This is a genomic window from Streptomyces collinus Tu 365, assembly GCF_000444875.1.
Classification (GTDB): domain Bacteria; phylum Actinomycetota; class Actinomycetes; order Streptomycetales; family Streptomycetaceae; genus Streptomyces; species Streptomyces collinus_A.
In genome coordinates, this window is the sequence record NC_021985.1 from 2156370 (window position 1) to 2175114 (window position 18745).

Sequence of the window (18745 nt, forward strand, 5' to 3'; positions counted from 1 at the left end):
GCGCGGGTGGCGTCAGGACGCGAAGGGGCGGGCGGGCCAGGGCGCGTCGGCCGGGCGCAGGGCGTCCTCGCCGTCCCCGCCGCGGGCGGCCACCAGGGAGAGGACTCCGACCACCAGGCAGTTGTTGTGGACGTCCCCGGCGAGCACCCGGCGCACCAGTTCGTCGACCGGCACGCGCGCGTGCTCCATGTCGGTCTCCTCGTGCTCCGCCTCGAAGCGCGCTCCCTCGGCCTCCGACAGATCGCGGGCGAGGAAGATCCGCACGGCCTCGTCGCAGCCGCCGGGGGTGGTGTAGACGTCGGTCAGCACCCGCCAGTCCTCGGCCTTGACGTGCGCCTCCTCGTACAGCTCGCGCTGGGCGGCGTGCAGCGGGTTCTCGCCGGGCACGTCCAGCAGGCCGGCCGGGATCTCCCACAGCTTGTGCCGTACGGGGTGGCGGTACTGGTTGATGAGCAGGACCCGGTCCTCCTCGTCCAGGGCGAGGACGGCGACCGAGCCGGGGTGGACCTGGTAGTCACGGCGGACCACGGAGCCGTCGGGCATGACGACGTCGTCCGTGCGCACGGAGGTCTTGTTGCCCGTGAAGGGGGTCTCCGTCGCGCGGATCTCCCACTCCTCGGGGGTGTCCTTGATCGTCATGCCCTGTCCTTCCACACGCGCAGGCGAGAATCCGGCCCGGTACGGGGTCCGGGGTACGAAAGCCGGGGTGCCCACCGTCGAAGGCGCGCACCCCGGCCACCGTACAACCGGTGTGTTACTCGGCGATCTTCCGCTCGACCGCGGCCTTCACCAGGCCGGCGAACAGCGGGTGCGGGCGCGTCGGCCGCGAGCGCAGCTCCGGGTGCGCCTGCGTGGCGACGAGGTAGGGGTGCACGTCGCGCGGGTACTCCACGTACTCGACGAGCTTGCCGTCCGGGGAGGTGCCGGAGAACAGGATGCCCGCCTTCTTCTCCAGCTCCGCACGGTAGGCGTTGTTCACCTCGTAGCGGTGGCGGTGCCGCTCTTCGACGTACTCCTTGCCGTCGTACACCTCGCGGACGATGGAGCCCTCGGCCAGCTTGGCCGGGTACATGCCGAGCCGCATGGTGCCGCCCATGTCGCCCTCGCCGGCGACGATGTCCATCTGCTCGGCCATGGTGGAGATGACCGGGTGGGCGGTGGCCGGGTCGAACTCGGTGGAGTTGGCGTCCTCGATGTCGGCCAGGTTGCGGGCGGCCTCGACCACGATGCACTGCAGGCCCAGGCAGAGGCCGAGCAGCGGGATCTTGTTCTCGCGGGCGTAGCGGATGGCGCCGACCTTGCCGGTCACGCCGCGCTCGCCGAACCCGCCGGGGATGCAGATGCCGTCCACGTCGCCGAGCTGGGCCTTGGCGCCGGCCGGGGTCTTGCAGTCGTCCGAGGTGACCCACTTGATCTTGACGCGGGCCTTGTTGGCGAAGCCGCCGGCGCGCAGCGCCTCGGTCACCGACAGGTAGGCGTCGGGCAGGTCGATGTACTTGCCGACCAGGGCGAGGGTGATCTCGTGGTCGGGGTTGTGGACGCGGTCGAGCAGGTCGTCCCAGGTCGTCCAGTCCACGTCTCGGAACGACAGGTCGAGCTTGCGGACGACGTAGGCGTCCAGGCCCTCGCCGTGCACGGTCTTCGGGATGTCGTAGATCGAGCGGGCGTCGGGGCAGGCCACCACGGCGGCCTCGTCGACGTCGCACATCAGCGAGATCTTCCGCTTGATCGCGGTCGGCACCTCGCGGTCGCAGCGCAGCACGATCGCGTCCGGCTGGATACCGATGTTGCGCAGCGCGGCGACGGAGTGCTGGGTCGGCTTGGTCTTCAGCTCGCCGGACGGGCCGATGTACGGCAGCAGCGAGATGTGCACGACGAAGACGTTGTCCCGGCCGACCTCGTGGCGGACCTGGCGGACGGTCTCCAGGAACGGCAGCGACTCGATGTCGCCGACCGTGCCGCCGACCTCGGTGATGACGACGTCCACCTCGTCGGTCGCCATCCGGCGGATGCGGTGCTTGATCTCGTTGGTGATGTGCGGGATGACCTGCACGGTGTCGCCCAGGTACTCGCCGCGCCGCTCCTTGGCGATCACGGTCGAGTAGACCTGGCCGGTGGTGACGTTCGCGGAGCCGTCCAGGTCGCGGTCGAGGAAGCGCTCGTAGTGGCCGATGTCCAGGTCGGTCTCGGCGCCGTCGTTGGTGACGAACACCTCACCGTGCTGGAACGGGTTCATCGTGCCCGGGTCGACGTTCAGGTACGGGTCGAGCTTCTGCATGACGACGCGCAGTCCGCGGGCCTTGAGCAGCATGCCCAGGCTGGAGGCGGTGAGGCCCTTGCCGAGCGAGGAGGCGACACCCCCGGTGACGAAGATGTGCTTGGTCGTCGTAGATTTCGGCGGCATGGCCAAGAGGGGGCTCCCGTGGTCGCTGGCTGTCGTGCGGGGCGGCTGCCGGATCCCGGATGCTTCCGGGGGCGCCGTCGCTGCGGTTCGGGGGTTTGTCTCCCACCGGTCCACGGGCTACCAGCGTAACAGCGCCTGACCGGGATGGCTTCCGGCCACGCTCCGCTTCCGGCCCGACACGCGACGCCCGGCACACGCGCCGTCACCCCACGCGTCGGTCACATGGTCATCACCGCCCGCTCACTCGTTCGGCCCACACAGGTTGCCCGGAGCGGCACGCGGATCATCTACGTGCGTCGTATCCTGCTCGGACATTCGCTGCCGAGCCCGGCCGGAAACGACGGCACACCCCCGCCACCATCAGCCGGAACAACGAGAGCGCGGCAGTTCGTTGAGCAAGGACTGTCGTTTTGCCTCAGGGCTCGGCGGGCTGCTTTGCTTCACCGCTCAACGACGCACAACAACGACACCCTTGACCGCACTAGCGACAGCCCCCCTGCGCGGGGGTGACGTGGCCGTTCGACTGGAGTTGCACGTGGCCGGGCGCATCGAAGACTACGCACTCATCGGAGACATGCAGACCGCTGCCCTGGTCTGCCGGGACGGCACAGTCGACTGGCTGTGCCTGCCCCGCTTCGACTCGCATGCCATCTTCGCCGGCCTGCTGGGCACCGAGGAGCACGGCTTCTGGCGGCTCGGCCCGGCGCACGCGGCCGACTCCCCGCCGCCCACCGCGGCGCGGCGCACCTACCGCGGCGACTCGCTGATCCTGGAGTCGGAGTGGGACACCCCGCGCGGCACCGTCCGCGTGACGGATTTCATGCCTCCGCGTGACGGCGCCCCGCAGCTCATCCGGATCGTCGAGGGCGTCACCGGCCGGGTGCCGATGCGCTCCGCCCTGCGGATGCGGTTCTCGTACGGCCGGGTCGTGCCGTGGGTGCACAAGCACGAGGGCCGGACCGTGGCCGTCGCCGGCCCCGACTCCGTGTGGTTCGACACCGAGGCGGAGACCTACGGGAAGTCGCTGACGACCTACGCCGACTTCACGGTCGCCCCCGGTGACCGGATCGCGTTCACCATCTCGTGGCAGCCCTCGCACAAGGAGCCGCCGCCGCTGCCGGAGCCGGAGACCTCGCTGGAGGCGACCGAGGACTTCTGGCGCGAGTGGGTCGAGCACTGCACCTACCACGGGCCCTACCGCGAGGCCGTGGTCCGTTCCCTGATCACCCTGAAGGCGCTGACGTACGCCCCCACCGGCGGCATCGTCGCGGCCCCCACCACCTCGCTGCCCGAGGACATCGGCGGCGTGCGCAACTGGGACTACCGCTACACCTGGCTGCGGGACGCGGCGATCACCCTGTCCTCGCTGCTGCGCACCGGCTACCGCGAGGAGGCCCGCGCCTGGCGCGAGTGGCTGCTGCGGGCGGTCGCGGGCGACCCGGAGAACCTGCAGATCATGTACGGCATCGCGGGCGAGCGCGAGCTGGGCGAGGCCGAGCTGGACTGGCTGCCGGGCTACGAGGGATCGGCCCCGGTGCGGGTCGGCAACGGCGCGGCGCACCAGCTCCAGCTCGACGTGTACGGCGAGGTCACCGAGGCCCTGCACCTGGCCCATATGACCGGCCTGGCGCGCAACGACTACGCCTCGCTGCTCCAGCTGAAGCTGATCCGCTACCTGGAGGACCACTGGCAGGAGCCGGACGAGGGCATCTGGGAGGTGCGCGGGCCGCGCCGGCACTTCGTGCACTCCAAGGTGATGGCCTGGGTGGCGGTGGACCGCACCATCAAGCTGATCCAGTCCGGTGACGCGGACGGCCCGCTGGAGCGCTGGAAGGAACTGCGCGACGACATCCACCGGGACGTGTGCGAGAAGGGCTACGACAAGGAGCGCAACACCTTCACCCAGTCCTACGGCTCCCGGGAGCTGGACGCCTCGCTGCTGCTGATCCCGCAGATGGGCTTCCTGCCGCCGGACGACAAGCGGGTGATCGGCACGATCGAGGCGATCCAGCGTGAGCTGTCGACCACGGACGGGTTCATCCTGCGCTACCCGACGGAGGGCCAGGACGAGGGCGTCGACGGCCTGCCGGGCGACGAGGGCGCCTTCCTGGCCTGCTCCTTCTGGATGGCGGACGACCTGGCGATGATCGGCCGGGTGGACGAGGCCCGCAAGCTGTTCGAGAAGCTCCTGGCGCTGCGCAACGACCTCGGTCTGCTCGCCGAGGAGTGGGACCCCAGGCTGCAGCGCCAGGTCGGCAACTTCCCGCAGGCCTTCAGCCACGTGCCGCTGATCGACACCGCGCTGCGGCTGACGGCGTCGGGGGCGTACGGCGGCTAGCGGGGAACGGGTTGCCCGCGCTGCGGAGTGCCCGCGCCTAGGCTGGGACCGGACACATCCCCCGTTCCGGAAAGGGGGCGGCCATGGCTTCCCCTTCGAAGGCGGGCGCGGCCCTCGAAGCGCTCCGCGAGGATCTGGTCGGCGACGTGTTGGCCCCCGGGGACATGGGCTACGACGAGGCCCGCGAGGTCTTCAACGCCATGATCGACCGGCGCCCCGCCGTGATCGCCCAGTGCGCGGACGCCACCGACGTGGTCCGCGCGGTGCGGTTCGCCCGGGACCTCGACCTGCCGATCGCGGTGCGCGGCGGCGGGCACGGCGTCGCCGGGACGGCCCTGGGCGACGGAGCGCTGGTGGTCGACCTGCGCCGGATGCGTCAGGTGACCGTCGACCCGGCGGCCGAGGCGGTACGGGTCGGGGGCGGCGCCACGATGGGCCACCTGGACCGGGCCACCCAGCGGCACGGTCTCGCGACCACCGGCTGCCGGGCCTCCACGACCGGCGTGGGCGGCTTCGTCCTCGGCGGCGGCACCGGCTGGCTCGACCGCACCTTCGGCCTCGCCGTCGACAACCTCCTCGGTGTGGAGCTGGTGACCGCCGACGCGGAGCGGGTGCACGCCAACGCCGACGAGAACCCCGAGCTGTTCTGGGCCCTGCACGGCGGCGGCGGCAACTTCGGCGTCGCCACGGCGATCACCCTGGAGCTCCACGAACTCCCCGAGTTCGCCGTCGCCCTGCTGCTGTTCGAGCCGCAGTACGGCCAGGACGTGGTCCGCGTCTTCCGCGAGATCATCGGCAGCGGCCCGGACGAGGTGAGCGGCGCGGTGCTGTACCTGACCGGCCCGCCCGAGGAGTTCGTCCCGCCGGAGCAGGTGGGCAAGCTGGTGTGCGCCGCGCTGCTGACCTACGCGGGCGGCGAGGACGACCTCCGCAAGCTCGCCCAGCCGCTGCTGGCGCTGCCGCACGAGGCGGCGCTGGTCGGCGACATGCCCTACGTGGACCTGCAGTGCATGCTGGACGCTCCGCCCGGCCGGCGGAACCACTGGTCCGCGGAGTACCTCACCGGCCTGCCCGACGAGGCCGTGGACGCCTTCTGCGGCCGCGCCGGGACCATGCCGGTGCCGACCTCCACCCAGCACCTGCTGTTCCCGCAGGGAGGCGCGATCGCGGCCGGTCCGCACGCGTACCCGGTCCCCTACCGGGACGCCGCCTGGGCGGTCCACCCCTTCGCCGTCTGGGCGGACCCGGCCGACGACGAGCGGGCCGTCGCCTGGGTGCGGGAGGTGCGCGCGGCCGTCCGGGCGTGGAGCACGGGTGCGGTGTACCTGAACTTCATCGGCGAGGAGGGCGGCGAGCGGGTGCGCGCGGGGCTGGGCGCCGGGAACCTGCTGCGGCTGGAGAAGGTCAAGCGCCGGTACGACCCCGACAACGTCTTCCGCTTCAACCACAACATCCGTCCGGTCTAGGTCGCGGACACGGCCTGGGCCGCGCACCCGGCCCGGCCGGCGTCCCGATCTGTCGTCCGTGCGTTCGCGCAGGTAGCGTCCGCTGCATGGACAGCGGCACGGACAGCAGATTCGCCACTCAGGGCGCCGGGATCACCGTTCAGCGGGCGCTCGAACTGCCCGGACTGCGCAGCGGCCTCCCGGAGATCCTGGCCGGGGCCGACCGGCTGGGCCGCACCGTGCGCTGGGTGCACGCGGGCGAGGTGCCCAACATCGCCTCGCTGCTCAAGGGCGGCGAACTGCTGCTCACCACGGGATACGGCCTGGGCACCCGCCCCGCCGACCAGCGGGCGTTCGTGCGCACGCTCGCCGAGCGCGGGATCGCCGCGCTGGTGGTGGAGCTGGGCCCGCGCTTCACCCGGCTGCCCGCCGCCCTGGTGGACACCGCACGCGGCGCGGGGCTGCCCCTGGTCCAGCTGCACCGCGAGGTGCCGTTCGTGACCGTCACCGAGGAGATCCACACCGAGATCGTCAACGGACACTACGCACTGCTCCAGCGGGCCGAGGAGGTCCACCGGCGGTGCACCGAGGCCCTGCTGGGCGGCGGCGGGGTGCCCCAGGTCCTGGGCATCCTGGGCGACTTCAGCGGCAACCCGGTGTTCCTGGAGGCGTCGGACGGCCGGCTGCTGTACGCGGCCGGGTCCGGCCCCGAGGGCGCCGATCCGCTGCAGGTGTGGGAGGGGCTGCGCCATCCGCACAAGGACGCGCCGCCACCCGCCGGCTCGGTGCTCGTGGACGTGCCCGGCGGCGGGCCCGGCGGGGGCCCGGGGGCGGTGCGGGCCCGGCTGGTACTGCTGCCGGTCCGCTCCCCGCTGGCCCCGGTGCACCGGATCGCGGCCGAGCGGGCCGCGGGCATCCTGGCCGTGGTGCTGATGCAGGCCCGGCAGGAGGAGGAACTGGCGGCGCGGGGACGCGGCGACTTCCTCACCGACCTGGCCGAGGGCCGCATCACCGCGGAGGACGCCCCGGCGCAGGCCCGGGTGCTCGGCTTCAAGCCCGGCGACGGCCCGCTGCTGCCCGTGGTCATGCGGATCGGGGACTCCCTCTCCCCGGGCGGGGGCTGGGCGGTGCTCGCGCGCGCGGTCGCGGAGGAGCTGGCGGCCGTCGGGGTGCCCGTACTGCTCGGCGTGCGGCCGGTCGAGGGCCGGGTGCCGGTGCTGCTCGGGCTGCGCTCGGAGACGGAGCGTTCGGCGGTCGCCGACCGGGTGGCCGCCGCGCTGCGGGCCGGCGTCGAACGAGCCGGGATGCGACGGCCCGGTGCGCCGCCACCGGTGGTGGTGGTCGGGGTGGCCGGCGGCTGGGCGGCCGCCTCGGCGGGGCTGCGGCACGCGGCGGAGACGGCGACGGCCGCCCAGGGCCTGACCGACCGGCCCTGGTACGACGCCCGGCGGCTCGACATCGACCTGCTGCTGTGGCGGCTGCGCGACCACCCCGACCTGGCCGCGTTCGTGGAGCGCGCCATCGGTCCGCTGCGCGACCACGACCACCGCTCCAAGCCGCCGCTGCTGCCCACCCTCGAGACCTATCTGGCGCACGCGGGGCGCAAGGCGGAGACCGCGCGCGAGCTGCACCTCAACCGCCAGACCCTCTACAACCGCCTCGCCCGCATCGGGGAGTTGCTGGGCACGGACCTCGACGACCCGCAGACCGTACTGGCGTTGAGCCTCGCCCTGCGGGCCCGCCGGCACGCGCCCGGCACGGGGGCCTGAGGACCCGGCGCCGCGACGGGCTCAGGCGAGCGGCGTCGGGCGGGTCAACTCGTCGTAGACGCTGAGCACCTGGGCGACGGTCTCGTCCTCCGTCGGCCAGGTCGCCGCCTGCCGCACGCCCCGCTCCCGCAGCAGCTCCCGCCGCCCGGGGTCGGCCAGCAGCCGGACGACCGCCTCGGACAGCGCCTCCGGGTCGTCGCGCGGGACGAGTTCGGCGGCGTCGCCCACCAGGTCCGGGATGCCGCCGACACGCGTCGCGACGAGCGGGACCCGGGCGTGCAGCGCCTCCTGGGCGAGCACGGACCGCGACTCCCACCTGCTGGTCAGCAGCGCCAGGTCGGCGGCCGTGAGCAGTTCGGGCACGTCCTCGCGCAGCCCGACGAGCCGCACCGGCAGTTCCTCGTCCTCGATCCGCCGCTGGAGCACCGGCCGCAACGGCCCCTCCCCCGCGACGACGACCAGCGGCACCGGGTCGAGGTCCCGCCAGGCCCTGGCCGCGTCCAGCAGCACGTCGTAGCCGCGCTGCTGGTCCAGGGAGCCGACGGCCATGAGCAACGGGCGGCCGGTGGCGCCGAGTTCGGCACGGATCTTGGGCCGCAGCCGGTCGGGGTCCTCCGCGTCGACGGGCCTGCGGCCGCCGGGCAGGGCCACGGGCGCGAGCCGGGCGTCGCGGGCGCCCGTCCGGCGGGCCCGGTCCACCAGGTCCGAGGTGGTGCCGAGCACCACGGCGGCCGTCCGCATCACGCGCCGCTCCAGCAGCCGCAGGAGATGCGCCCGCGCGCCCTCGGCCCGGGCCCGGTTGTGCCAGGTGACCACGAGCGGGGTGCTGCGCCCGCCGAGCGCGAGCACGGCACGGAAGGAGGCGTGCAGGCCGTGCGCGTGCACCAGGTCGGCGTCCGCGCAGGCCGTGCGGAGCGCGGCCACCGAGGCCGGATCGCTGCTGCGCGGCACGTGCACGTGGTCGGCGCCGGTGCCGGTGAAGTCGTAGGTGCGATCGGCCTCGACGGGGGCGCACACCGTGACCCGCACGCCCCGGGCGACGAGCCCCTCGGCCAGGGAGCGTACGTGCGCGCTGCTGCCGGCGTTGCCCCCGCCGAGCACCTGCACGGTGCGCAGCGGCGACTGACCGTGCGGTGCGTTGCTGCTCACGGGGCTCACGGGGCCGGGGCTCCTGACTCGGCGCTGACGGTCACGGGGGACGTACAGAAGGTAGTGGGTGGTGCCGGGTGGAGAGGGGCGTACGGAGGTCACGCGCCGCTCGTCCGCACGGGACGGACCAGCCGCGCACACCGCGTGGAATCCACCGCTCGCACGGCGCCTGACCCACCGCCCGCACAGCACCGGACCCGCCGCCCCCTGCGTTCCCCGCCAAGCATGCCAGCAACTGCGGCCCTTCCGGGAAATCCGGGGAGGCGCACAGCGCGGCGGTCCGGGTCAGCGCGCCGGAGCATGTCACCCGTACGAGTGAGAGACAGTCAGGCGCCTCTCGTCCCGCCCCGGCCCGCACCGCGAGTCCGGAGGGTCACAGTGCCCGCGCCCACGCGCTCACCCGGTCGCCGTACACCGCGGCCGCGACCACCGCGGCGGCGTGCGCCAGCAGTCCCGCGCGCCCGTTGCACGCCACCGCGGCGGCCCCGGACACCGCCCCCAGGGCGTGCGCGCCCGTGTCACCGAGCATCATGTGCTCCCCGAGGTCCCCGGGCAGCACGGCCGCGGCCCCGCCGAGGGCCACCGCGGCCAGTTCCGCTCCCGGCCCGCCGCGCACCAGTCCGGGCGCCCCCAGCGCGAGCACCGCGCCGGCAGCGCGTCCCGGCCGTACGTCGACCAGGTTGACGAAGTGCGCGGCCCCGGCGATGACGACACCCGCCAGCACCCGGTCGACGAACCGCTCCTTGAGCACGTGTCCCGCCGCCAGCCCGGCCGCGGAGATCCCGAACAGCTTGACCGCACCGCTGGTGACCTCGCCGTGCCGCAGCGCCCGGAGATGCGCGCGGAAACCGCGCCGGTCGTCCCCGGCCACGTCGTCGTAGGCACCGCACGCCCCGGCTGCCAGCACGGCGAGCCCGGCAGCCGGGCTGACCCGGGCGGCCGCCACCGCCGTGCCCAGCGCCGCGGCGGGCCCGGCGTAGAGCCCGACCGGCCGCCCCGCGTGGTTCGTCCGCTCCCAGCGACCGCGGCCACCGGGCGCGGCCGCCCGCAGCAGCGCCTGGCCGGCCGCGGTGAGCGCGACGGCCGGCAGGAACGAGCGGGACCTGCGCCCCGGGCGCCCGGGAGCCGGCCTCACAGGTCCGCGCGTGCGGTGGCCAGCAGTTCCTCCGCGTGTGCCCGGGCCGTCTCGGAGTCCTCCTGGCCGGCCAGCATCCGGGACAGCTCCCGGACCCGCTCCTCGCCCTCCAGGACCTTCACGCCGGAGCGGGTGACCGAGCCGTCGTCGGTCTTCTCCACCAGCAGCTGCCGGTCGGCGAACGCCGCCACCTGAGGCAGGTGGGTGACCACGACGACCTGCGCGGTCCTGGCGAGCTTCGCCAGCCGCCGGCCGATCTCCACCGCGGCCTTGCCACCGACACCGGCGTCCACCTCGTCGAACAGGTACGTCGGCACCGGGTCGGTCCCGGCGAAGACGACCTCCACGGCCAGCATCACCCGGGACAGCTCACCGCCGGAGGCACCCTTGGCGATCGGCCGCGGCGGCGCGCCCGGATGCGGCGCGAGCAGCAGCTCGACCTCGTCCACGCCCGAGGGCCCGTAGGCCACCGCACGCCCGCCGACCTCCACGCCCTCCGGGTCGTCCTGCTGCCGGAGGGCGAAGGACACGCGCGCGTGGGGCATGGCGAGAGAGGCCAGCTCGGCCGTGACGGCGGCGGCGAAGCGTTCGGCCGCCTCGGTCCGCGCGTCCGTCAGCGCCTGCGCGAGCCCGCCCAGTTCGGTGCGCAGCGCGTCGCGCTCGGCGGTCAGCTCGCCGATCCGCTCGTCGTCGCCGTCCAGCTCGGTCAGACGGACGGCGCTCTGCTCGGCCCAGGCCAGGACGGCGTCGACGTCGTCACCGTACTTGCGGGTGAGGGCGGTCAGCGCGGCCCTGCGCTCCTCCACGGCGGCCAGCCGCAGCGGGTCGGCGTCCAGGTCGTCGGCGTACCCCGCCAGCTCACCGGCCACGTCCGCCAGGAGGATGCCGATCTCACCGATCCGGTCGGCGAGGGCGGCGAGCGCCGGGTCGTGACCGCGGACGGCCTCCAGGGCTCGGTGCGCGCCCGCGACGAGCATCGAGGCGTCGATGCTCTCGGGGTCCTCGGGAACACCCGCGAGAGCGCCGTGGGCGGCGGTGGCGGCCGACGACAGCGCCTCGGCGTGCCCAAGCCGCTCCGCCTCCTCGGCCAGCTCCGCGTCCTCGCCCGCCCGCGGCTCCACGCCGCCGATCTCCTCCAGGCCGTACCGGAGCATGTCGGCCTCCTGGGCACGCTCGCGCGCCCGGGTGACGATCTCCTCCAGCTCGGCGGAGACGGCCCGCAGCCGCCGGTAGGCCTCGGTGTACTTGGCGAGCGGCACGGCGACCGCGTCACCGGCGTACCGGTCCAGCGCCTGCCGCTGCCGGGACAGCTTCAGCAGCCCCTGCTGGTCGGTCTGCCCGTGCACGGCCACCAGGTCGTCCGCCAGCTCGGCCAGCAGCCCGACCGGCACGCTGCGCCCCCCGAGGTGCGCCCGGGAGCGGCCCTCGGCAGAGACGGTACGGCTGATCAGCAGGGCGCCGTCGTCCAGCTCGGCCCCGGCCTCCTCGGCGCGCACGAGCGCGGCGGCGTCCGCGGGGACGGCGATCCGCCCCTCCACGACCGCCCGGTCCGCGCCGAGCCGCACCAGCGCCGGGTCGGCACGCCCACCGAGCAGCAGCCCGAGGCTGGTGACCACCATGGTCTTGCCCGCACCCGTCTCACCGGTGACGGCGGTGAACCCGGGCGACAACTCGACCACGGCATCGTCGATGACCCCGAGCGACCGTATCCGCATCTCCTCCAACACGGAACAGACCATACGAGGTCCGGGGCGGCGAGCGCACATGGCCCGCCCATGTGACCCACGAGACCCTGGGCCGTGTCCGCAAAGTCCCGCCTGCCCTCCGGGTGGACGACGGGACTTTACGGACACGACCTAGTGCGGCGCCCCCCGCCACCCGGCGACGGGCAGCGCGAACTTCGCGACCAGCCGGTCCGTGAACGAGGCGTGGTGCAGCCGGGCCAGCCGCACCGGCACGGCCCCGCGCCGCACCTCCACCCGCGCCCCGGGCGGCAGCTCGACGGTCCGCCGGCCGTCGCACCACAGCACCCCGGGCGGGATGTGCGGCAGCACCTCCACGGCGAGGACCGAGTCCGGCGACGTGACCAGCGGCTTCGCGAACAGCGCGTGCGCGGAGATCGGCACCATCAGCAGCGCCTCCACCTCGGGCCACACCACGGGGCCGCCGGCCGAGAACGCGTACGCGGTGGACCCGGTGGGCGTGGACAGCACGATCCCGTCGCACCCGAACCCCGTCACCGGGCGGCCGTCGATCTCCAGCACGACTTCCAGCAGCTTCTCGGCGCCGGCCTTCTGCACGGCCGCCTCGTTCAGCGCCCAGTCGGTGTGCACGATGTCCCCGTTGCGGTGCACGACGACGTCGACGGTCATCCGCTCCTCGACCTCGTACGACCGCGCCACCACCCGGTCGACCACCCGGTCGAGGTCGTCCCGCTCGGCCTCGGCGAGGAACCCCACCCGTCCGAGGTTGACGCCGAGCATGGGCACACCGGAGGCCCGGGCGAACTCGGCGCCGCGCAGCAGCGTGCCGTCGCCGCCGAGCACGATCAGCAGCTCACAACCGTCGAGGCACTGCGGTGTGGCCTCCTTGACCAGCTCCACCTCGTCGGGGAGCGGCAGGTCGCGCGCCTCCTCCTCCAGCACCCGCACCCCGATGCCGTGCCGCTGCAGCCCCTTGACCACCAGCTCCGCACTGCGGATGGCCGCGGGCCGCCCGGTGTGGGCGAGCAGGAAAACAGTACGCGCTCGGTTCTGTGTCAACGCGGCCCCTCCGCCACTGCACGGTCGACGTCGGCCGGGTCCACCTGGGGTGCCCCCGCCCGCAGCCAGAGAAAGTACTCGACGTTCCCCGAGGGCCCCGGCAGCGGACTCGCGGTGACCCCCCGCACCCCGAGCCCCAGCTCCCAGGCCTTCTCGGCCACTCCCCGCACGGCCTCCGCCCGCAGCTGCGGACTCCGTACGACACCCCCGCTGCCGAGCCGCTCCTTCCCCACCTCGAACTGCGGCTTGACCATCATCACCAGGTCGGCGTCCGGCTTCACGCACCGTTTCAGGGCGGGCAGCACCAGCCCGAGCGGGATGAAGGACAGATCGCCCACGACAAGATCCACAGGTTCCCCATCGATCGCCTCAAGCGTCAACTCGCGTACGTTCGTACGGTCCTTGACGGTGACGCGTTCATCGTTCTGCAGAGACCAGGCGAGTTGGCCGTATCCGACGTCCACCGCGACCACGTGCGCCGCGCCCGCGCGCAGCAGCACGTCGGTGAAACCGCCGGTGGAGGCGCCGGCGTCCAGCGCGCGCCGGCCCTCGACGACCAGTCCCCCGGGCCCGAAGGCGGCCAGGGCACCGGCCAGCTTGTGACCGCCTCGGGAGACGTAGTCCGGATCGCTGTCGTCGGCCTGGACCACGATCGCCGCCGCGGTCTCCACCTGGGTGGCCGGTTTCGTCGCCACGGTCCTGCCGACGGTGACCCGCCCGGCGGCGATCAGCTGGCTCGCGTGCTCGCGCGAGCGCGCGAGCTTCCGGCGGACCAGCTCCGCGTCCAGACGGCGGCGTGCGACTCCTGCCACGGTGGGTTCAGCTCCTGCTCTGGTGGTACGAAGATCGAACATGTGACCCGAAGGGTCTCATCGGGGGCCGGCGGCCGCGTGGCCGGCGGGCGCCGGAGGTCCCGGCCGGGCGTCGAGCGCCGTGAGCGCGTCGCGCAGCCCCCGGTGGACATCCTCGTACACCTCGAGGTGCCCGTCGGTGGCGAGGTGGTCGGTATCGGCCAGCCGCTCGAGCCCGGCGTCGACCTCCGCGTTCCCGGTCGGCGTGCGCGGGACGTTCAGGGGGGCCGGGGCGGCGGGGTCGTACGCGGTCACGGGGGCGTGCTCGGCCCCCGCCTCGGGTACGGCCTCTTCCTCGGACGCGGACTCGCTCATGCCCAGACGCTACCCCGAACCGCTGGGGTACCGTCGATGGCCATGGCCACGATCGAGGAGTGCAGGACCGCACTGGGGAAACTCTCGGACAACATGCGGGGCGCCGAGGGCGACGTCCGCGCGGCAGCCGCGCTGGACCGCTCGGTCAGCTGCCACATCACGGACCTCGACGTCACCTTCGCCGGCCGGATGACCGGCGGCCGGATCGAGGTCGACGAGACCCTTCCGGGGCCCCCGCGCGAGAAGGCGCAGATCAGGCTCGCCCTGGCCGGCGACGACCTGGTCGCCCTGGTCGACGGCGAGCTGAACTTCGCCACCGCCTGGGGCAAGGGCCGGGTACGCCTGGACGCGAGCCTGCTCGACCTGTTCCGGCTCAGGAAGCTGCTGTGACCCTCCCGCCCGGCGTACCGCGCTGAGCCCCACGCCCTGGAAGCCGCCGCGAGCCTTCGGCTCAGGTAGCCGCCGTGAGCCGCGCCCTGCGGGCGGCCGGGACCACGAGCGGGGTCCCCGTCTCGGGGTCGTCGATGATCTGGCAGCGCAGCCCGAAGACCTCCTCCACCAGACCGGCCGTGACGATGTCGTTCGGGGCGCCCTCGGCGATCACCTCGCCGCCGCGCAGCGCGATGAGGTGCGTGGCGTACCGGGCGGCGTGGTTGAGGTCGTGGAGCACCGCCACCAGCGTGCGCCCCTGCGCCTCATGCAGTTCGGCGCACAGGTCGAGGACGTCGATCTGGTGCTGGATGTCGAGGTAGGTGGTCGGCTCGTCCAGGAGCAGCAGCGGGGTCTGCTGGGCGAGCGCCATGGCGATCCACACCCGCTGGCGCTGGCCGCCGGACAGCTCGTCCACGTACCGGTCGGCGAGTTCGGCGACGCCGGTCTGCGCCATGGACTCCTGGACGACCCGCTCGTCGTCGGCCGACCACTGGCGCAGGATGCCCTGGTGCGGGTAACGGCCGCGCCCGACGAGGTCGCCGACCGTGATGCCGTCCGGCGCGATGGACGACTGCGGCAGCAGGCCGAGGGTCCGCGCGACCTTCTTCGCCGGCAGGGACTGGATGACCTGCCCGTCCAGCAGCACCCGGCCCCGGTTCGGCTTCAGCATCCGGGCCAGCGCCCGCAGCAGCGTCGACTTGCCGCACGCGTTCGGGCCGACGATCACCGTGAAGGAGTGGTCGGGGATCTCCACCGACAACTGCTCGGCGATGACGCGCTGGTCGTAGGCGAGGGTGACGTTCTCGGCGGACAGGCGGTTCACGGTGCTCCTTCGGTTGTGCGGCGCGCTGCCGGCGGTCATATCCGGCCCGCCCTGCGCTCGGTGACCAGCAGCCACAGCAGGTAGACGCCGCCCAGGACGCCGGTGACCACGCCCACGGGCAGCTGGTCGGCGCCGAAGACGCGCTGTGCGGCCCAGTCGGCGGTGACCAGCAGGGCGGCGCCCATACACAGGGAGGGCAGCAGGTTGGGCCCGGGCGAGCGGGTCAGGCGCCGGGCGAGCTGGGGCGCGGTGAGCGCCACGAAGCTGACGGGGCCCGCGGCGGCCGTGGCGGCCGCGGTGAGCAGGACGGCGCAGACCATCAGCACCAGCCGTACGCGCTGGACGCGCACCCCGAGGGCGCCGGCGACGTCGTCACCCATCTCCGTCATCCGCAGGCCCCGCGCCCCCGCCGACACGAGCGGCACGAGGACGGCACACAGCCCCGCCAGCGGCCACACCTGGTCCCAGTCCCGGCCGTCGAGGGACCCCGTCATCCACACCACCGCGCGGGCGGCGTCGACGAGGTCCGCCTTGGTGAGCAGGTAGCCGTTGACCGCGGTGGCGACCGCGGAGACCCCGATGCCGACCAGGACCAGCCGGTAGCCGTGCACGCCCTGCTTCCAGGCGAGCAGGTGGATGGCGAGCCCGGTCACCAGGCCGCCGACCAGCGCGCCGACGGTGACCTGGACGGCGCTGCCGGACATCAGCACGATCACGACCAGCGCGCCCGCCGTCGAGCCCTGCGACAGGCCGAGCACGTCCGGACTGCCCAGCGGGTTGCGGGAGACGGTCTGGAACAGGGCGCCGCCCAGCCCGAGCGAGGCCCCGACCAGCAGGCCGACCAGGACCCGCGGCAGCCGCAGCTCGTTGACGATGAAGTCCTGGTAGGCGCTGCCGTGCCCGGTCAGCGTCCTGATCACGTCGGCGGCCGGGATCTTCGCGTCGCCGGTGCCGATCAGCGCCACGCCCGCGGTGAGCGCGGCGGCCAGCAGCAGGACGACGACCAGCAACGCACGGACGTCCAGACGCAGGGAGAGCCCGCCGGGGGTGCGCACGGCACGGCTCCTGGGGAGTGTCTTCACAGCTGGGCCGTCCTCCGCCGACGTACGAGAAGGACGAAGACCGGGCCGCCGATGATCGCGGTGACGATGCCGACCTGGAGCTCCGAGGGGCGGACCACGACCCGGCCGACGACGTCGGCGCCGAGCAGCAGCACCGGCGACAGGACGGTCGCGTAGGGAAGGATCCAGCGCAGATCGGGTCCGGTGAAGGAGCGCACGACGTGCGGGACCATCAGGCCGACGAAGACGATCGGGCCGCAGGCGGCGGTCGCGGCCCCGCACAGCACGGTCGCGGCCAGCATGGCCAGCACCCGGGTGCGGCCCAGGTTCGCCCCGAGGGCGCGCGCGGTGTCGTCGCCCATCGCCACGGCGTTCAGCGGCCGGGCCAGGGCGAGCGCGAGGACCGTGCCGGCCGCGAAGAACGGCAGCACCTGCGCGATGGCCGAGTCGGTGGCCGAGGTCAGCGACCCCACCGTCCAGAACCGCATCCTGCCGAGCGCCGCGTCGTCCGTGATCATCACGGCCTGGAGGTAGCCGTACAGCGCGGCGCTGACCGCAGTGCCGGCCAGCGCCAGCCGCACCGGGGTGGCACCCCGGCCGCCACCGAGGAACCACACCAGCGCGCCGACCGCGGCCGCGCCGCCGAACGCGAACCACACGTACCCGGAGAGGCTGGTGACGCCGAACCAGGTGATGGCCGTGACGACGGCGGCGGAGGCACCGGCGTTGATGCCGAGCAGTCCGGGGTCGGCCAGCGGATTGCGGGTGAGCGCCTGGAGCACCGCCCCGGACAGACCGAGCGCGGCACCGGCCAGCAGACCGAGCACGGTCCGTGCCAGCCGTTCGTCGACGACGACGTCGCCGTAGGTGCCCGTGTCGTGGAACAGGCCGTGCCAGACCTGGTCCGGCGACAGCCCCTTGGCCCCGACCGCGATGCTCGCCAGGGCGACGAGGCCCAGGACCGCGAGGGAGAGGAGCAGCCCAAAGGCCTTTGCCGCCCGACGGGTTGGGAGCGCGGGGGCGGTCTGCGCGCGTCGTTCCGGAGGACTGTCGACCAACACGAGGTTAGGTTAGCCTACCCTCGCCACGATCTCGATGCCGGATCCCCGCGCGCAGGCTCGCGCCCCCGCTCCCGTCCGTACTCCCGTCCCTGTTCCGCACCCGCGCACGCCCGTACGCGCGAGCGTGCTCGTGCGTGTTCGTGACCGTCAGAGACCCAGCCTGGCCAGCGCCTTGCCCGCCTCCAGGGCGCAGGAACCGTCCCCGGCCGCCGTCCACGCGGCCGCGCACAGCGCGCGCAACCCGTCGAGCGCCTCACCCTCACCGTCGAGACCCAGCCGGTCCGCACCGGCGGTCGCCGTCCAGCCGCCGCAGCGGAAACCCTCACCCTCCCGGGTGATGTCGGGCTGACCGGTCAGCAGCCCCCGCAGATCGGCGTCCACATACGTCGGCCGGTGCCGCGGCGGTGCGGCGAGCAGCTGCGCGCCGTCCGTGACGCCGGTCAGCACCAGCAGCGAGTCGACCTCGCCGTTGAACGCGCCCTCGATGTCGGTGTCCAGCCGGTCTCCGACCACCAACGGCCGCTCCGCGCCCGTACGCAGGATCGTCTCCCGGTGCATGGGCGGCAGCGGCTTGCCCGCCACCTGCGGCTCGGCCCCCGTCGCGATCCGCACCACCTCGACGGCCGCGCCGTTGCCCGGCGCGATCCCCCGCCCGCTGGGAATCGTCAGATCGGTGTTGGACGCGAACCACGGCACCCCGCGCGCGACGGCGTACGACGCCTCCGCGAACCGCCCCCAGGGCAGATCGGGCCCGCCGTACCCCTGCACCACCGCCACCGGATCGTCGTCCGCCGACTCCACCGGCGTCAGACCGCGCTCGCGCAGCGCCACGCGCAGCCCCTCACCACCGATCACCAGCACCCGCGCACCGGCCGGCACCTGCTCGCTGATCAGCCGCGCGACCGCCTGCGCCGAGGTGATGACGTCGTCCGCCCCGGTCGGTATCCCCAGCTCCGTCAGATGCCCGGCCACCGCGTCCGGGGGGCGCAGGGCGTTGTTGGTGACGTACGCCAGCCGCATCCCGCCCGTGCGGGCACGCTCCAGGGATTCGACGGCATGCGCGATGGCGTTCCCGCCCGCGTACACCACCCCGTCCAGATCGAGCAGCGCCGTGTCGTACGCCTCGCTGAGGGGCTGCCCACTGCCCTCGGGCCTCGTCCTGACGCCCTGGCTCATTCCGCATCGCTCCTCGTTCGCTCG

Annotated in this window: 16 protein-coding genes; 4 read left to right on the forward strand and 12 right to left on the reverse strand. The window is 73.8% G+C overall.

The window, feature by feature from the left end; translation table 11 throughout:
• Positions 1 to 12: 12 nt before the first annotated feature.
• Both B446_RS09140 and B446_RS09145 read right to left on the reverse strand, forming a co-directional pair.
• Positions 13 to 639, reverse strand: coding sequence for an NUDIX domain-containing protein (locus B446_RS09140; protein ID WP_020939138.1), 627 nt, complete (start codon positions 637 to 639; stop codon positions 13 to 15).
• A gap of 115 nt (positions 640 to 754) precedes the next feature.
• Complete coding sequence (locus tag B446_RS09145; RefSeq protein ID WP_020939139.1) at positions 755 to 2404, reverse strand: CTP synthase; 1650 nt, start codon at positions 2402 to 2404, stop codon at positions 755 to 757.
• Positions 2405 to 2939: 535 nt separating this feature from the next.
• Here B446_RS09145 and B446_RS09150 point away from each other — a divergent pair.
• The 3 genes from B446_RS09150 to B446_RS09160 all read left to right on the forward strand — a co-directional run bounded on the left by B446_RS09150 (position 2940) and on the right by B446_RS09160 (position 7956).
• Positions 2940 to 4742 (forward strand): glycoside hydrolase family 15 protein, encoded by a 1803-nt coding sequence (locus B446_RS09150; protein ID WP_020939140.1) that lies wholly within the window; start codon positions 2940 to 2942, stop codon positions 4740 to 4742.
• An 83-nt stretch (positions 4743 to 4825) separates the two neighbouring features.
• On the forward strand, positions 4826 to 6208 hold the full coding sequence (locus tag B446_RS09155) for an FAD-binding oxidoreductase (RefSeq protein WP_020939141.1): 1383 nt from the start codon (positions 4826 to 4828) through the stop codon (positions 6206 to 6208).
• 86 nt (positions 6209 to 6294) lie between these two features.
• Positions 6295 to 7956 (forward strand): PucR family transcriptional regulator, encoded by a 1662-nt coding sequence (locus tag B446_RS09160; RefSeq protein WP_020939142.1) that lies wholly within the window; start codon positions 6295 to 6297, stop codon positions 7954 to 7956.
• Between the two features lie 21 nt (positions 7957 to 7977).
• On the opposite strand, the gene B446_RS09165 is transcribed toward B446_RS09160, so the two are convergent.
• From B446_RS09165 to B446_RS09190, 6 genes are all read right to left on the reverse strand, one after another.
• Positions 7978 to 9114, reverse strand: a complete 1137-nt coding sequence (locus B446_RS09165) for a glycosyltransferase family 4 protein (protein WP_043475147.1) — start codon at positions 9112 to 9114, stop codon at positions 7978 to 7980.
• Between the two features lie 364 nt (positions 9115 to 9478).
• Positions 9479 to 10240, reverse strand: coding sequence for a hypothetical protein (locus B446_RS09170; RefSeq protein ID WP_020939144.1), 762 nt, complete (start codon positions 10238 to 10240; stop codon positions 9479 to 9481).
• Complete coding sequence (gene recN / locus B446_RS09175) at positions 10237 to 11979, reverse strand: DNA repair protein RecN (protein ID WP_020939145.1); 1743 nt, start codon at positions 11977 to 11979, stop codon at positions 10237 to 10239. The genes B446_RS09170 and recN overlap by 4 nt, the downstream gene beginning before the upstream one ends.
• A 117-nt stretch (positions 11980 to 12096) precedes the next feature.
• Positions 12097 to 13002, reverse strand: coding sequence for an NAD kinase (locus tag B446_RS09180; RefSeq protein ID WP_043475150.1), 906 nt, complete (start codon positions 13000 to 13002; stop codon positions 12097 to 12099).
• Positions 12999 to 13814 (reverse strand): TlyA family RNA methyltransferase, encoded by an 816-nt coding sequence (locus B446_RS09185; RefSeq protein WP_020939147.1) that lies wholly within the window; start codon positions 13812 to 13814, stop codon positions 12999 to 13001. The genes B446_RS09180 and B446_RS09185 overlap by 4 nt, the downstream gene beginning before the upstream one ends.
• 57 nt (positions 13815 to 13871) lie before the next feature.
• Entirely contained in the window at positions 13872 to 14168 is a 297-nt protein-coding gene (locus B446_RS09190; protein WP_020939148.1) for a hypothetical protein, read from the reverse strand.
• A 42-nt stretch (positions 14169 to 14210) separates the two neighbouring features.
• Here B446_RS09190 and B446_RS09195 point away from each other — a divergent pair, with 42 nt between their 5' ends.
• Positions 14211 to 14558, forward strand: a complete 348-nt coding sequence (locus tag B446_RS09195; RefSeq protein WP_020939149.1) for a hypothetical protein — start codon at positions 14211 to 14213, stop codon at positions 14556 to 14558.
• A gap of 61 nt (positions 14559 to 14619) precedes the next feature.
• Here the strand turns inward: B446_RS09195 and B446_RS09200 are convergent, their stop codons facing one another.
• From B446_RS09200 to B446_RS09215, 4 genes are all read right to left on the reverse strand, one after another.
• Positions 14620 to 15462 (reverse strand): ABC transporter ATP-binding protein, encoded by an 843-nt coding sequence (locus B446_RS09200; protein WP_063632793.1) that lies wholly within the window; start codon positions 15460 to 15462, stop codon positions 14620 to 14622.
• Positions 15459 to 16505 carry a FecCD family ABC transporter permease gene (locus tag B446_RS09205; RefSeq protein ID WP_043475154.1) on the reverse strand — a complete coding sequence of 349 codons (1047 nt, stop codon included), beginning with the start codon at positions 16503 to 16505 and terminating at the stop codon, positions 15459 to 15461. The genes B446_RS09200 and B446_RS09205 overlap by 4 nt, the downstream gene beginning before the upstream one ends.
• Positions 16502 to 17545 (reverse strand): FecCD family ABC transporter permease, encoded by a 1044-nt coding sequence (locus B446_RS09210; RefSeq protein WP_043475157.1) that lies wholly within the window; start codon positions 17543 to 17545, stop codon positions 16502 to 16504. The genes B446_RS09205 and B446_RS09210 overlap by 4 nt, the downstream gene beginning before the upstream one ends.
• Before the next feature lie 147 nt (positions 17546 to 17692).
• Positions 17693 to 18721, reverse strand: coding sequence for an HAD hydrolase-like protein (locus B446_RS09215; RefSeq protein ID WP_020939153.1), 1029 nt, complete (start codon positions 18719 to 18721; stop codon positions 17693 to 17695).
• Between the last annotated feature and the right edge of the window lie 24 nt (positions 18722 to 18745).

Excerpts from the sequence above, each read along its gene's own strand:
- recN (WP_020939145.1), bottom strand. The coding sequence starts at position 11,979 with ATGGTCTGTTCCGTGTTGGAGGAGATGCGGATACGGTCGCTCGGGGTC.
- B446_RS09200 (WP_063632793.1), bottom strand. The coding sequence starts at position 15,462 with ATGACCGCCGGCAGCGCGCCGCACAACCGAAGGAGCACCGTGAACCGC.
- B446_RS09195 (WP_020939149.1), top strand. The coding sequence starts at position 14,211 with ATGGCCACGATCGAGGAGTGCAGGACCGCACTGGGGAAACTCTCGGAC.
- B446_RS09190 (WP_020939148.1), bottom strand. The coding sequence starts at position 14,168 with ATGAGCGAGTCCGCGTCCGAGGAAGAGGCCGTACCCGAGGCGGGGGCC.
- B446_RS09215 (WP_020939153.1), bottom strand. The coding sequence starts at position 18,721 with ATGAGCCAGGGCGTCAGGACGAGGCCCGAGGGCAGTGGGCAGCCCCTC.
- B446_RS09145 (WP_020939139.1), bottom strand. The coding sequence starts at position 2,404 with ATGCCGCCGAAATCTACGACGACCAAGCACATCTTCGTCACCGGGGGT.
- B446_RS09140 (WP_020939138.1), bottom strand. The coding sequence starts at position 639 with ATGACGATCAAGGACACCCCCGAGGAGTGGGAGATCCGCGCGACGGAG.
- B446_RS09155 (WP_020939141.1), top strand. The coding sequence starts at position 4,826 with ATGGCTTCCCCTTCGAAGGCGGGCGCGGCCCTCGAAGCGCTCCGCGAG.
- B446_RS09160 (WP_020939142.1), top strand. The coding sequence starts at position 6,295 with ATGGACAGCGGCACGGACAGCAGATTCGCCACTCAGGGCGCCGGGATC.